The organism is Butyrivibrio sp. FCS014 (genome assembly GCF_000526935.1).
In the GTDB taxonomy this organism is placed as follows: domain Bacteria; phylum Bacillota; class Clostridia; order Lachnospirales; family Lachnospiraceae; genus Butyrivibrio.
The window spans coordinates 809,600-824,711 of record NZ_JAHA01000019.1; the positions used below are offsets into that span (position 1 = coordinate 809,600).

General features: G+C 44.5%; 9 protein-coding genes. 1 reads left to right on the forward strand and 8 read right to left on the reverse strand.

The window, feature by feature from the left end:
• Positions 1-4 precede the first annotated feature (4 nt).
• Positions 5-1,684: a sensor histidine kinase gene (locus T456_RS21630; protein ID WP_024867104.1), complete on the reverse strand. Its 1,680-nt coding sequence runs from the start codon at positions 1,682-1,684 to the stop codon at positions 5-7.
• Positions 1,677-2,738: an extracellular solute-binding protein gene (locus tag T456_RS0116445; protein ID WP_242836000.1), complete on the reverse strand. Its 1,062-nt coding sequence runs from the start codon at positions 2,736-2,738 to the stop codon at positions 1,677-1,679. Before T456_RS0116445 ends, T456_RS21630 begins: the two co-directional genes overlap by 8 nt.
• 543 nt (positions 2,739-3,281) lie before the next feature.
• On the opposite strand from T456_RS0116445, the gene T456_RS0116450 reads away from it, so the two are divergent.
• Entirely contained in the window at positions 3,282-4,739 is a 1,458-nt protein-coding gene (locus tag T456_RS0116450; RefSeq protein WP_024867106.1) for an InlB B-repeat-containing protein, read from the forward strand.
• Positions 4,740-4,831: 92 nt separating this feature from the next.
• On the opposite strand, the gene T456_RS0116455 is transcribed toward T456_RS0116450, so the two are convergent.
• The 6 genes from T456_RS0116455 to T456_RS0116480 all read right to left on the reverse strand — a co-directional run bounded on the left by T456_RS0116455 (position 4,832) and on the right by T456_RS0116480 (position 15,079).
• Positions 4,832-5,176, reverse strand: coding sequence for a DUF1622 domain-containing protein (locus tag T456_RS0116455; RefSeq protein WP_024867107.1), 345 nt, complete (start codon positions 5,174-5,176; stop codon positions 4,832-4,834).
• A 105-nt stretch (positions 5,177-5,281) separates the two neighbouring features.
• Positions 5,282-10,765, reverse strand: coding sequence for a hypothetical protein (locus T456_RS0116460; protein ID WP_024867108.1), 5,484 nt, complete (start codon positions 10,763-10,765; stop codon positions 5,282-5,284).
• A gap of 87 nt (positions 10,766-10,852) precedes the next feature.
• Positions 10,853-11,677: a GNAT family N-acetyltransferase gene (locus T456_RS0116465; RefSeq protein ID WP_024867109.1), complete on the reverse strand. Its 825-nt coding sequence runs from the start codon at positions 11,675-11,677 to the stop codon at positions 10,853-10,855.
• 93 nt (positions 11,678-11,770) lie between these two features.
• Positions 11,771-12,784, reverse strand: coding sequence for a TRAP transporter substrate-binding protein (locus T456_RS0116470; protein WP_024867110.1), 1,014 nt, complete (start codon positions 12,782-12,784; stop codon positions 11,771-11,773).
• Positions 12,781-13,563, reverse strand: coding sequence for a response regulator transcription factor (locus T456_RS0116475; protein WP_024867111.1), 783 nt, complete (start codon positions 13,561-13,563; stop codon positions 12,781-12,783). The genes T456_RS0116470 and T456_RS0116475 overlap by 4 nt, the downstream gene beginning before the upstream one ends.
• A gap of 13 nt (positions 13,564-13,576) precedes the next feature.
• Positions 13,577-15,079 carry a sensor histidine kinase gene (locus tag T456_RS0116480; protein WP_024867112.1) on the reverse strand — a complete coding sequence of 501 codons (1,503 nt, stop codon included), beginning with the start codon at positions 15,077-15,079 and terminating at the stop codon, positions 13,577-13,579.
• Positions 15,080-15,112 lie beyond the last annotated feature (33 nt).

Genomic DNA, 15,112 nt, shown 5'->3' on the forward strand with positions numbered 1-15,112 from the left:
CCGATCACTGTTTCTTTTCCTCTGTCTTCTTGGGAAGGGTAAGTCGCACCACCGTGCCCTCTCCCTTTCTGCTGCTGATATCCAGTCCGTAATCGCCATTATACATCAGACGGATCCTGCGGTGAATGTTGTAAAGTCCAAAGTGTGCCGAAGACTCCGACGAATCTGCCAGTTGCTCCTTAATGGCATTAAGCTGCTCTTCGTCGATTCCCACACCGTCATCCTCGCACACAAAGATCAGATTTTCCCTGATCTGGTAACCGTTTATATTCACCGTCAGCTTCTCTTTTTCTCCAAAGCCATACTTGACTGCATTCTCCAAAAGAGGCTGCAAAAGAAGCTTAGGGATAAGGCAATCCCCAATATCCTCTGCCACATTGATATTGTAAGCAAATCGCTTGTTGAACCTGATCTGTAGAATATTCAAATAAAACTGAAGGTTCTGAAGGTCCTCGCTTACCGTAACTTCCTCTCTGGTCTCCCTGATGCTGTACCGCAGAAGCCCCGACAAAGAAAGGATCATCTTGTCTGCCGCTGCGGCATCAATCCTGGCCATGAACCTGATATTGTCCAGGGTATTAAAAAGAAAGTGCGGATTGAACTGGCTTTCCAGTTGCTTAACCTGGGAAAAAGCCGCGTTCTGGGCCAGTTCTCTGTTCCTGTCTATTTGATCCTTTAGACCGTCTATCATCTCATTGAAGTCGTTACCGATGATCTGAAACTCTTTGCTGCTGCCGATGTTGAGGCTCACGTCAAGATTACCCCGGGATACTTCCTCAAAGGCATCCTCAATCTTTTTTACATCCCTGGTATAAACCTCGGAGCTTGACCTGGTGCTGCGGAAGGTAATGAGAATGATCCCAAGGAATATCACCGCAATGATAACTGTCAGCATCACCGTTATCCTGATGCTTCTGTTAAGATCAACAAAAGTATAAACTGTAAGCCCCTTTCCCAGAGCAGCCTTGCTGCAGACGTACCTTTGTCCGTTCAATTTTGCATATCCCGGGCCGGCCTCGAGAATGGCATTTATCTGCCCGAATTCATCTGTCAGCCCCGGAGCATTGCTTAAATATACCCAGCCTGTGGAATCCGTTACCACGCAGGTCCTGTTCCTTGCGTTTACAATATCGGCAATGACCTGGGACGGCATCGAATACACCAGGGCATACTCAAGCTCTTTTCCCTGATAAACGCCTCTGGTGATATAAAGGTTACCGGAGTAAAGAGTAGTTTTCGTAAGTCCCGGATACTTTTTGATCCTGTTCCAGACACCCCAGTTGTCGTATTCCTCCCTGGTCAGATGCTCGGGAATGCTGTTCTTGGAGGAGAATATAACTTTCCTGTCCGGGGAAAAGACCATGAGATTTCCGATATCATCATAGTCAGCCGTACATTCATAGAGGAGGGAAAAGAGCCGGTCACCTGCCCCTTTAACATCGCCGCCGTTTTCGGCAATGACGTCCTCCATGTCCATGAGCATGCTGTAGTACCTTGTTATAACCTCATTGGTATCAGATGCGATCTGACTGCAGTCACGTTTGTTGGTAAAGGACAGATATGTGCCCCAGGTAATGATAAACACGATAATGGCTGCAAGTACCGTTACGATCACCGGTGTCACCGACAGAAGCAGAAATGTTTTCCGGATATTTTCCTGGAAGGAAGGTATCTCTTTATTCATGGCCATCCTCCCCGCAAAGCGCAGCAAATCTTAAGGTCCATTCATCCTTGCAGGATGTGACCGTATCGCTGTCAACAGTTATCACGTTAATATCTTCCTTGGGAGTTACCAGAGGTGACTCCTCCACGTCTTTAAGGACTGATCTTCTTCCAAGATCTGCCGAAATATACCGCTGCGTATCTTTGGCAGTCATGAAATCCACAAATTTCCGTGCATTTTCGGGGTTTTTCGCTTTCTTACTGATATACAGACCATCCGGGGTAAAGACCACCCCTTCCTCCATGTAGACGATTTTAACGTGCCTTCCCGCTTTCATCTGTGTTATGGCTGCTTCCTCAAAGGTGAGCCCCACAATGAATTTACCCGAAGCAACACCGTTATATACCTGTGACGAACCCTCAAGAAGGTTTCCGCCTATCTGATCTGCCAGTTTTTGGGCGTAGTCCCAGCCATTTTCCGGGTTGCCTCCTCCCATGGCATAGAGCATGTTCACCAGATGTTCAAAAGATGATGAAGATTTCTCCGGGCTGGCAAAGGCAATCCTTCCCTTAAGCCTTGGATCAAGGAGATCTTCATAGCCTTCTATGCTGATATCTCCGCATAGATCCGTATTGACTATAAGTACGCTTGGCACATCGGTAAAACAGGTTACCCCCTCCGGCATATCCCGGAATTCCTCCGAGAAATCCCCATAGTTCACGGTCTTATATTCGGCAAAAGAGTCATCATAGGAGCTTACTGTAAGAACCGATCCTCCCCAGAGAACATCAATAGCCTCGTTGCCACTGATTCTTTTCACCGCCTCTGAAGTTCCGCTCCGTATTATCTCAACCGTTATCCCTGTCTGGGATTCGAACTCATTTAAAAGAGGCTTCATAAAATCGACAGGGTGCGGCGATATCACCACAACCTTGTCGGCGCTGTCATTTTCCTCTTCCTTAATGCCTGCGTCACTATTACCGGTGCCCGCGCATGCACACAAAAATGCAGCAAGCACAATTGCCATAAACAGCGCAGCCGTTATTTCTTTTATCTTTTTTCCAAATGCTTCCATGAATTCCTTCTTCTTCCCGTCACAGATACTTTTTTCAAAAATCAAAGAAAGGCAGATTGTAAGGGGCTAAGCACCTGCTTATCCTTGCAATCTGCCCTACATGTAACACTTTAAATACTGTCACCCGGTTCTGTCAATTTCGTTTCATCCCCGGGCCTTATTCCTTTGCAGGCTCTTCCAATTCCCTCTTCTCGTTCTTGATCTCCCAGTGTATCAGGAATGTGAGTATTGCACGGAGTGTTCTCATTATTGTCGCTGATACCTATATTATACCATCTTACAGGGAGGGCGGTATTGTCATACCGGGGGATGGATTGTCTTTTGACCACTTTTAGAAAACTAATATTCTTCTTTTAGTTTTTCTTAACAATGTTTATGAACTTAAAAGAAACAGGGGCGTTTTTGTAATGCTTCTGTAATGCACGTAGGAGTATTCTAAATTATGTGATTTGAAACTTACATTGCAAAAGGAGTTGCGATGTGTAATAGGCTATGGAGCATGGGAACCGGTTATGCTCCGGCCCAATGAAAAGGAGGTCTTTTATGAATTTTAAGTACAAATCTGTTTTAGCTTTAGGAATGAGTGTTGCTATGATGGTGCAGGCACCGGTTGTAGCATTTGCCGATGATGGCGAGCCTCAAAACGATGCAACCATTGTGCAAACCGTGCCTCAGAGTGAGTCAACCAGCGAGATTGGTTATGGTGTAGGTGATGCCGGATTTAATGTAGTTGGTAAAGATTCCAATTCCAAAGACATACAGACAACTTGTGGAAACGTAGGTTATAATACTTATCAGAATAGTGATGAAGGAAAAATTCCAATTCCTAGAGGAAATGGTTTTGCATATGGAACTGAATATAGCGTTCAACCGGGAATTACAACCAAGATTACAGCAGAAACAAAGGAAATAGAAGGTGCAGGCAATGATGAGGTTCATGTAACCTATACAGTAACCAATACCGGAGAAGAAGCTAAAGAGGTAAAAATCGGGTCGGGTGCCGATACCAAGATAGGAGAAGTTGATTCTGCACCTATAGGATTTATAAATGACGGTACCGGCATTTATATGAAAGGTGATGGTGTATCTTTTACACTCACACCTCTTTCCAATCAGGATAATTTTAGTACTGTTTGGTATGGTCACTGGGGTGATGTAGGTGGAAACATATTTAACCAGCAAGAAAATCAGTCAGAATACAAGGGTGATAGTGGCATGGCATATTCATGGACTATCAACGTAGGTGCAGGAAAGACAGAAACTCGTACCGCAGTATTCAAAATCGGTAATATTGTCCTTCGCCAGATTTCATACGATGCCAATACCGGTATAGGTGAAATCGCTGGAACAACTGTAATCGGCGGAACCTCTCAGGAAATCGTCATCAAAAAGAATGCCGGCGAAATGACAAAGGAAGGCTACCAATTTGCAGGATGGGGCTTATCAGAAAATGCAACATCTGCCAAGTATATAGGCGGTGAAACAATTGACTTAGGTATGCTTGAAAACGACCTTAAGCTTTATGCATTATGGCAGCTTATTAAGGCATCTAACCCCAGCGTAACTATTGAAGAAGTTGCTCAGATGGTTGAAGAAGAGATCAGTAACGAAGGTATCAATATCATCACCACAGAGGCAGGTGAAGCACTTCCTACAACTGAGCTTGGAAATGCTGAGGCAGTTACAAAGAGTGTAAGTCTTGATCTTTCTAAGGTTGCACCTGCTCAGTATGTGGAAACAATCAAAAACACCGTACAGGCTGTACCCACACAGGGCATAGCAGTTATTGAGACTAACGAAGTTGCAACTTTTGATAAGAATATCATTGAGGCTATGGCAGAGCGCAACGACGTTTCTTACATCATCGTATTCAAGCATGATGGTTTTAAGAAGAAAGTTGTAATTCCTGCAGGTTATGATGTTCAGACACTGCTTGATGAGAATGGATACTGCGGATTCTTAAGACTTGCAGCTATTCTTGGATTTACCATCATCGATTGATATAGGCCAAAACCTGTTCATACTGCAATAAGATATCATTATAATATCAGCCCCTGCTATTGAAATAGCAGGGGCTTGTCATCGATACCCTATTACTTACCCGGCTCCTGAAGCTCCTTTTTCTCATTCTGAATCTCCCAGTGTATCAGGAATGTGAGTATTGCACGAAGTGTTATTATGGCTCCAAGGATTCCAAGCTCCGCCCAGTCTCTGACTACAACCGTCCTTAAGACCTCGCCGCCAAGCTTGAATTCCAGCGCAAGAGCTATGCCCTGCGCCAGCTCAAGTCTTATGGCATCGCTTTTCTTGATCCATAAAACAAAGCTCTTAACGCCTGTAAACACAAGGATGCATATTCCGAAGAACTCCAATAGAAGCGTGGAAAATTCCACAACATACCGCAATATGGTTTCCGCAGAAAGATATACCTGTTCCATAAACCGTCTCCTTGTGTGCGTTTTCTTGAAACCATTATACAACTTGTACATTTTCGAAATCAACTGCGGACCGGTCAACTTCGGCGCGGATTTACGGATATTTCTTTATTTCTTGGAACCTGAAGCTTCCTTTTCTTTATAATAATCCTCAACCATCATACAGATATAGGCAGCCGTAGCGGGCATAGTTTTTTCTGCAGTCTTTATAGCTTCATCAGTCCTCTTATGAATGTCCTGACTTTTTTCCTTAACAAATCCCAACGGGTTGTAATTTTTCTTATCCTCAATAAGATAATTAGCCTGCAGATAGTTATTTATATAAGGTAAAAGAGTATCCATAGCATCGCAGCGTTTTTTAAATACAGGATTATCCTCAAAATACTTTTTGAAACCGGGATGACTCTTCTTAAGGGAATCGTAGGAAAGAGATCTGTTGCTCTCAACCATAAGTTTTATAAAATCGCCTTCCTCAATGACCTTCTTTAAATAGTTATCCACAACCGCCTTGTAGGATTCCGGATTTTTCAGCTGCTCCTCTGTCGGCCTTGGAAGATCCTCTAATCCCGCATAGGTTTTAGGAAGCTGATGTGCTATCATCTTATCTCTTAGGGCAGGCTTTTTGTCCTTCCAGGCCTTAAGCCATGTAAGGTTCCATCTGTGGTTTTCCTGATCCTTCTCGGAGATAGGCTGCCAGTTCTTATCAAAGGAAACATGTCTCATAATGGCAAGGCAATCTCTGTCTATGGATTGACCGCTTGCCCCCTGCTCCTTCATGTTTTCTGTATCAAACAATTCCTTATATGCAGGGCACCACCTGAAGTCTATTGCCTTTTTGCAAAGTCGAAGCATCCTCTCCGACTGACGTGTAAAGCCGGGCTGAATCTTCTTGTGTTCCTCAAATTCCTTTTCCCTTTCAGCCTCTGTGGAAAGTTTAAACTCATAGGCTGTTTCATATTCCTCATCTTCAACTTTCTTATATTCCTTAAGGCCGTCCACAATACTCGGTATTATTCCTGATCTGACCTGAGCCGTCTCCAACTTCGACCCCTTATCTTTATCCTGAATAGGTTCTCCCTGGAAAAGGCCTGCATTATCAACACAATAGTAGTCAAAGTATGCGAACAGATTTGTAATCAGATCGCTTTTCTTTTTAAGCTTTTCATTATTGTTCAAATACTTTTTCAGGGCAGGATGATTGAGCATCAGTGTATCTATCGATCCTTCAGCGGTAGTTATCCACATGATCTCGGCCATATTCTTGTGGTTTATTATCTGAGTACACCACTTTTCCAATACTTCCTTATAAGGAATATCTTTGTCTTTATTATTTTTTTTCTTAAGCTGCGACTCTGTAGGAAGAGGAGGCAGAGGTATCGAGTTATAGAGATTTGCTATCCTTTCAGCTACAACAGCTTCTCTTTGCTCCATATCATTATCTGCAATCGCCTGAAGATATCTTTTATTCCACTCGTGGGCTTCTTTATCAGCAGGGGTGATGGGGACCTTCTTGTCATCATAATGAACAGGCTTGAGTACCATAAGAACTTCTCTGTCAATGGAGTGGGCCGCACCTTTCAGCTTAATGTGCTTACATGCTCTCCGGTAGACTTCCTTCAGTTCAGGATGATTATTTACATCATCCTTACAACGGGTTTCCTTATACAGCTTGAAGCCCTTTTCGTTTAACAGCGAATGTCCTTCCTTAAGCTCTTTATATTCCCTTTTCTCAGCCGATGTAAGTTTTATCTTAGGTATCTTCGCATCAATCTCCTTTTTTGTCATAAAGCTTGAGGATGATGAAGACTTGATCTTCTCAGTTTTAATCTCTTCAAGCTTAATGCTGTTCAGCTCACTAAGGATTTCGGGATCAAGTTCCTCTCTCTGCTCTTTAGCCTTCTGTGCCTTTTTGGACTTCTTTCCGGTTTTCTCTTGCTTCTTTTCCCCCTTCTTTTCTTCTTTCTTCTCGATGATTACGTTCTTGTTTTCTTCCTCTACGATGATGTTGATCCTGTTAAGATTCTTTTCTTGCTTCTTTTCTTTTTCATCTTCAATGATATTTATTCTGTTCGGATTCTCTTCTTGCTTCTTTACTTCTTTTTTCTGTACTTTTCCGTTTTTGCTGTTTTTTCCATAGTGCTTCAACTCACTCTCGGGTACCTGGTAATACTGTTGTACCGAACTGGCGACATTCGCTGCATTGGCCAACTTGGCAAAAGATGACATCTTCCTGTGATCCGCCATGAAATCTTTGAAGCTCTTTTTTGGATCTTTATTTTTGCCAACCACGCCGTTCTCATCGAACAGGTAAACAAATCCATTATATGAATTCAGATAATTTGTGATTATGTCAAATGCCTGGTTTCTGGCATAAAGCTTAGGATTATCATCTATGAATTTCTTCACATTAGGATGCATTCGTTTCAGAGAATCAATCGAAAGACCCTTCTGTCCATCGATCATAAACTGGCCCAGTTTTCCCGTCTTTATCAGGTTAGCAATAAAAGCATCTATCTTAAGCATATAATCCCCGGGCTCTATGATATCCTTCTCTGTTGGCTCGGGCAGCATCTCCAGCCCCTCAAATCTGTGTCCAAGTTCCTGTTCGATCATTTCCTCACGAAGCTTGACATCATTATCTCTCCAGGCTTTAAGCCACTTAATGTTCCACTGATGATTCTTCTTATCCTCTTCGGAAACAGGATTCCAGCCTTTATCAAATTTAACGAATCTCATTATGGCAAGGCAATCCCTGTCTATATTCTGTCCGCTTCCGCCAAGCTCTTTCATATGATTCTCGTCAAAGAGGTCTTTGTATTCAGGGCACTGACTGAATCTGCGAGCGTTCTCAATCTCCTTGTAGACCCCATAGCCTTCCCTTGTAAACTCGGGCTGGATCTTCTTAAATGTCTTGAATTCCTTCTCCTGATCCTCTTTTGTTTCAAGCGAAAGAATCGGATATGCCACCCTGTCCTTGTCTTTGTTGGCCATATAGATCTGAACTTTTTCAAAAATTCCCTGTCCCAAAAAAGCCACTCTATTTTCAGCAAATCTTTTAGCGCTTAGCCTGTTAGGACTATTTTTCTTTATAGGCTTATACCCTTCTATCCCGCCCCTGTGCATAGCATAGGCATTAAGATACTGCGACAGAGCATCAAAAAGATCGCTGACAGCACGGAACTTCGGATTCTCATCATAAAACTTCTGAAGATTCTTACTGTTCTTTCTGACATAATCAAAGGACAGGCCGGCCCAGATTGACATTAACATCTCTCCGAATTCCGGAGTTCTCATAAGCTTCTCCGCCCAAAGATCAATCTTCTCCTGATAGGCTGCCAGATTACCCTTTTTCATCTCCTCAAGTTCCTTCTTTGTGGGCATCTCGGGAAGCGGAATACCATTATAAAGATTCGGAATCCATTCGCAGATCATTTTCTCTCTTGTATCATCATCCTTATCTATATAGGTCTGAAGATACTTTTTGTTCCACTCATGATTCTCCTTGTCCTTAAAGGAGATTGGATGTCCCTTTTTATCAAAGTGGACAGGTTTCATCATTGCCAGAGCTCTCCTCTCTATACCCTGCAAAGAACGATCATCAGGCATAAAAGGCACAGCTTTCTCATAAAGAGCTTTGATTTCTTTATTCTCTGCGACATCATGATAGCACTTGGCAGATTTATAGATCTTATATCCAAATTCATTGCAATCACTGCATGTCTCTTTGATCTTATTAAGTTCATTAACCTCATCTTTTGTAAGATTTATGGGAAGTGCCTCTGCATATTTTTCCGCAAGGCTCTTTTTCTTTTCTTCTTTCTTTTTCTCCTCCTTCTTCTTATCCTCTTCTTTCTGAACATTAATCTTGTTTTCGAAGATTTCTCTCTGCTTCTTAACATTACCCTCATTAAATACAGGCATCTCCACGTTATTCTGTGCATTCAGATTCTGTGCCTGCTGTATGTTAACAGGCTGATTCACAGGCTGCTCCTGTTGTACATTCACCTGATTCACCTGCGCAACCACAGGCTCCACCACCGGCTCAGCAACGGGCTGCACTATAGGATTTCCGTTCTGATCCAGGTTATATTTACGGCGCTTCTCCTCACGCATCTGTGCATCAAAGCCTGTCTGTGTTTCCTTCTTTGTCTGCTTATCCTGTACCTCAGACTCAGCATCTGCAAATGTCTGCGATCTGATATAGTCGCCGTATATTCCTCTCATATCTCTGAGCATATTGGGACCGGCATTTCTTGGAAATCCCTGACGCTCAGCATCTTTCTGAACCACAGCATTTCCCTCTGCGTCGAAAATGATGTGGTTGTCCTTTTTAAGTCTGTATTCGATATACTGCTTAGCCTGAGCCAGATATGCAAGCTTGGCCTCAAATTCCGGATGGTTGTTCTTATAATCTATCACAGTCTGATCGTTGGAATTCTGATAGTAGGAAAGTCCCCTGTGGAAAAGGTCATAGTATCCCCTTATGTCTCCCATGATGTATTTATATGTTCCCTTGCCCTCAATCTCTTCAAGAGAAGGCACATGTATTCTGTTAAACCGCTCTATTGCTTCAAGTTCAAGCTCCGGAGTGCTTCCGTTATCAAATTTTGCATTCCACTGTTTGGCTCTGCTCTCGGCTCTGCTTATGCAGGCACCGTTCTCATCCTTCATGACTATCTGCCTGGGCCATGCTGTGTCATTGCATTCAGCTTTGATCTTCTCTAGATTAAGAAGAAGGTTTGCACTGTTGGTGTTAAAGGATGCGCAGTCATTTCTGGCCGCATTCTTCCTTTCACGGATATGCTGCGTATCAATCTTTCTTGCCTTGCGCCAGGTATCCTGAGCTTTGGGAACAGCTTTCTGAATCTCCTGATAGGCCTCGCTTATCTGCTTGTTGAGAGCAGCAAGCTTCTTTCTGAATTTATCAAGAGTCTTGTTGTTTTTCTCAACAGCCATGTAGTGCTCTAACTGATCCCTTAATACCATGGCACAGGAAAGCTTTGCCCTGCCTTTCAGGTAGTCCTCATGCTTGCCGCTCTTACTCTTAACCTCAGCCGCAGCCAGCATTCCCTTAAGGCGGAACCCCATGATCTCTTCCTTGTGCTTATACTTTGCCTCATTGGACAGATTCTCATCTTCATCGTCATTCTGATAAAGCGTGATCTTGGTTGCCATCAGATTAAAGTATACGGAGGCATCATCAGCACTGCTCTTTCTCTTGCTTGCCCATTGATTCTTGTAGGTCTTCGAATACTCAACCAGTGTATTATCTTCATCTTTGGACAGCTTCTTATAGCCCAGCTGCTTATGGTATGGATTGCCGTGCTCCTTGAAGTAGTACTTTGTCCTCTGGGCAAAGCTGCCCTCATCCGCAAATCTCTTATCGAAATACTCTTTGAGTTGCTCTGCATCAAAATCAAAGGTGTTCTCTCCCACACCCTCAACCATTCTGCGGCGATGCTCTTCGTCTTCCTGAGGCTCCAGGACATTTCTGATCATACCCGGCATCTGCCTGCTCCGGAACAGACCGTTCTGTCCATTGACATCCTCATTGTTCTTTATCTTCTTCTGATATTCTTCAAATCCGGGCATAGCTTGGTCCTCCAATCATACTTATATATACGAATCAACAGCCCCAAAAGGCACATAAAAAGGAAACGCCGATCTCTCAGCATTTCCTTAGAATTCAGCCTCATAAATATGTACGTTTTTTGCCTTAGGGAAAAGATGCTTCGCAAGAAGCTCCGAGTTCTCGTTCATAGCGTCAAAAGTCAGTGAAGCCTCCGGAAAATGGCGCTCCATGTTTGATACTGTTTCTGATAAAAGATAGAAAAGACCCTTGGGGTACTTCCCGTAAAGATAAGAAAGCTCAAGATTTCCGTCGGGGGTCTTCTGCATAAAGATAAGGTCCACAAGATTGTTCTTTACAAATATGCATCTGCAAAGATCCGGAACGCAGGTCTCCTTCCATCTGTCATAGTCTTCAACATTGTAGGTCTCATCTTTAGACAGCATCTGAAGTATCTTCTTCTGTTCCTCAACGGGCCTGTCAAAAAACATCTGCACATCCAGCTCTGTCCCTGTCTGCCTGTGAAGAGCCGAAGACTGCCTGATATCACTGCTGGTCACATAGTACCTCTCATGGGAATAGGTTGTGATCATATGCTTGCAGGACAAAAAGAATGTGTACATCTGATCGTCCTCTTCAGAAAACTCAAATCTGGCGGTAATGGGGAAAATTTCCTCCGAGAACATGACAGCCCTTGTCACCTGTTCCACCAGCTTCATTCCTATTCCCTGCCTCCTTGCAGAAGGATGTACATAGAGCCAGTCTATCTCATACTCAAATCCCTTAAGAACATAGGACGCAGCCCCAAGAACATATCCTTCCTTGTCATAGGCACCTATGCTCATTCTTCCGGGAACCGGTTCAATTGAATCCGGGAGAACTCCGCGAAAATACTGCCTGTTAGAATCATCAATAAGCGTAAAATAAATATCCATCAGTTCCTCTTTTATTCGTTATTTAACAGATATTATTTATTATAATACGCTTTTTGCACTATTAAAAATTCAAATTACTCTTTTTTGATGTCTTTAGTACTCCATTATCTTTCTGAGCATGTCCATGTCATCCTTGCAGTACTTTGAATAAACCTCAGACATAGCCTGCCTGAACCGCTCCTTCTCCCCGGAGTCTATCTCAATAACGGTTATTCCACTGTCCTCGGCTATCTGCCGGGAGCTCTTTTCCCTGGCTGCCCAGAGCTCGCGCTCATAAAGAGCTGACTCTTTTGCGCAGTCCAGTATGATCTGTCTGTCTCCTTCATCCAGCGTATCCCAGACCGCCCGGGAACATATCTGCATCTCAGGCACTCTGGTGTGCTCATCGATGGTGTAGTACTCAGCAACCTTGTAGTGATGCATGGATTCATAGGAGGGCCAGTTATTCTCAGCACCGTCAACCAGTCCCTTCTCAAAGGCAGAATATACTTCAGAATATACGATCTTGGCGGGAGTTGCTCCAAGGGCAGAGACCATGTCCGCCATCATATCCGATTCCTGAACTCTGATGGTCATACCTTTAACATCCTCAAGGCGTCTTATGGGCTTTGTGCTGTAGAAATTACGTGCGCCGGCATCGTACCAGGACAATCCAACAAGGCCGTAACTCTCAGGCTTTTGCAGAAACTGATCTCCAAGTTCTCCGTCCAGCACCCGCCACATATGCTCGGAACTGCTGTAAAGATACGGCATCTGAAGCACGTTCATCTCCGGGACCTTCTCCGCAAGCTGAGAAAGGGACACTCTGGCAAAGGCTATGCCGCCATAGCGCATCTGCTCAAGGACTTCGCTCTCGCTTCCAAGCTCCGCCCCATACTTTACCAGTATCTTGATCCGGCCTCCGGTCCTCTCATAGACAAGGTCCGCAAATTTTCTTCCGCCGCTGGTTGTAGGGTAATCCTCAGTCTGATTCTCCGCATATAAAAAGACATACTGCGGGGCTCCCTCAGCTACCGCAGCCCTTCGAAGGGCAAATATGCTTCCGCCTGCAATCGCCAATACAGCAAGAAAAGAGGCAGCTATTATCGCCATACGTTTTCTGTTCATTGACCTGTCACTCCCATTCTGTAATCACTTGGGGTCATTCCCACCATTCGCTTGAAAATCCTGGCGAAATAGTTGGCATCCCGGTAACCCGCTTTGGTACTGACATCTTTTATATTTATCATGGGATCCGCCAAAAGTTCTTTTGCCCGGTCCATTCTGTACTCATTTAAAAATGTGATGAAGTTTACTCCGAAGTTCTGCTTGAAGAGCTTGCAGAAGTACACGTCAGAGTAGCCAAAAGAGCCTGCTATATCTTGAAGTGCTATGTCTTCGGTGTAGTTGCTGTCAATGTAATCCCGGACCTTCTTCACAAACACGTTGGGCTCTGCGTTTGCCCCATCATCGTTTCTGTCCTCGTCTTCACCGGTCTTTCCGAAAATACCGTACTGCGCCCTGTTGGCATCGCACAGCCTTATGGCCTCCTCAATGACATTTATAAGGTCCTCGTCAGAGCCGGGCTTAAGCAAATAATCCAGGGCCCTTACTTCGATGGCTCTCTTGGCGTAGCTGAACTCATCAAAAGCTGTAAGGAAAATAAGGCAGGCCTCCGGGTGTCTGCCTCTTATGACAGAGGCTGCCTCCAGTCCGTCCATCCCCGGCATTTCGATATCAAGAATTGCAATCTGACAGTTCTTTTCCTCAAAAAGTTCTACTGCCCTGAGGCCATTCTCCGCCAGATATATCTCAACTCTGTCGGGGAAATATCCCATCAGTTTCTTATTGACGACCTGCCTCTCAATGGGCTCATCGTCCGCCACAAGTATCCTGTATTTGTCCACTGTTTACTCTCCCCTAGGCCGTTTCCCCATGTAACGGAATGCTGATCCGTATTGTTGTGCCAATGTCTTTTTTGCTGTCTATCTCAAGGGTCCCGCCCTCGTACATGGAGCGGATCCTCTTACTTACATTTCCAAGGCCGATGCCCACCATGTCGGCATCTATGTCGGTGGCCTCCCCTCCCTTAAGCTGCGTTCTGATCCTGCTTAAGGTCTCTTCATCTATTCCTATCCCGGTGTCGGCCACTTCGATAAGGAGTCTTCCATCGCTTCCTGTGATGTTGATGCAAATGCTGCCGCCTTCGACCTTTGGGGCAACGCCGTGGATGATGGCATTCTCCAGAAGCGGCTGGAAGGTGAATGTGGGAACAATGACGCTGTTCTCATCCACATTGCAGCAGATATTAAACTTAAGCCTGTCGCCGAATCTCATCTGCTGAAGGTACATGTAGTCCCTGGCATTCTTGAGCTCCTGGGCCAGAAGTGTCTCTTTTGCCTGGGTCTTAAGATTATAGCGGAACAACGAACTTAAGGCTTCTATCATCTGCTCCGTTGTGCCGGCCCCTTCAAGGTTCGCGGTACCGGCAATGACATTAAGTGTGTTAAAAAGAAAATGCGGATCTATCTGACTCTTCAAAAGCTCCAGATTCATGGTCTCAAGCTGCTTTTCAATCTCAAGCTTTTCCATCTCCTGAAGATGGAGCTGGTCAAGAGCCTCCCTCTTCTCCTCCATGGCACGGATGTATTCGCCGGTGGCAAACTTCATCTTGTTGAAGGCAGACACCATGTCCCCCAGCTCGTCCTTGTTCTCTACAACAACGTCGTCGATAAAAAAGTCATTGGCTGCGATCCTCCTGGATGCATCCGCAAGCTTTAGAACCGGCTTTGTTACACTTCTGTTTAAGGTTCTGGAAATCTGAAGAATACCGATAAAAAGAATGACGCTTAAAACCGCAGCGATTATGGGCACCCTGAATACCACGGGAAGAAGATTTCGATAGTTCTCATTCCCCTCCTGCGTGGTGGAATCCACAAATCTCTGGGCATAGACGCTAAGATACTTCTGCATGTTGTAGACATCGTAGAGCTTGTCCACATAGACTTTTTCCGAAAAATGGTCAGTGACCACCTGATTTCTGTATCTGCAATAGACCTCGTAAGCGGTTTGAAGTGACTGAAGAAGAGCAAACCTTCCGTCACCGAGATGGGCGTAGTCAAGGGGAACGGCATAGATAGCTTCCCGGGTAGCCTGAACACTCTTTTCCCAGGTATCCTGATCTATCCCTTCGGTGCCGCGGATAAGACCGTCAAAGGCCTCGATCTCCCGGTTCAGGGTCGTTACGATCTCGCCGCCCTTGGCATTGTCCACCATGATGTCGTTGAAATCCATTACGAAAAGCTTGCCGATCCAGACATCAAAAAGAAGCGCAGCTGTGATGGCCACAAATACGCTTATGGTAAACACCCCTATTTTGTTCTTGATGGTGAGAGTTTCCCAAATACTTTTCAGTTTTTTCATACTGTCCCGGATTGAAGCAGCGCTATATTTATG

Coding starts and splice junctions, on each gene's coding strand:
- T456_RS21630 (WP_024867104.1), bottom strand. CDS start 1,684: ATGAATAAAGAGATACCTTCCTTCCAGGAAAATATCCGGAAAACATTT.
- T456_RS0116445 (WP_242836000.1), bottom strand. CDS start 2,738: ATGGAAGCATTTGGAAAAAAGATAAAAGAAATAACGGCTGCGCTGTTT.
- T456_RS0116450 (WP_024867106.1), top strand. CDS start 3,282: ATGAATTTTAAGTACAAATCTGTTTTAGCTTTAGGAATGAGTGTTGCT.
- T456_RS0116455 (WP_024867107.1), bottom strand. CDS start 5,176: ATGGAACAGGTATATCTTTCTGCGGAAACCATATTGCGGTATGTTGTG.
- T456_RS0116460 (WP_024867108.1), bottom strand. CDS start 10,765: ATGCCCGGATTTGAAGAATATCAGAAGAAGATAAAGAACAATGAGGAT.
- T456_RS0116465 (WP_024867109.1), bottom strand. CDS start 11,677: ATGGATATTTATTTTACGCTTATTGATGATTCTAACAGGCAGTATTTT.
- T456_RS0116470 (WP_024867110.1), bottom strand. CDS start 12,784: ATGAACAGAAAACGTATGGCGATAATAGCTGCCTCTTTTCTTGCTGTA.
- T456_RS0116480 (WP_024867112.1), bottom strand. CDS start 15,079: ATGAAAAAACTGAAAAGTATTTGGGAAACTCTCACCATCAAGAACAAA.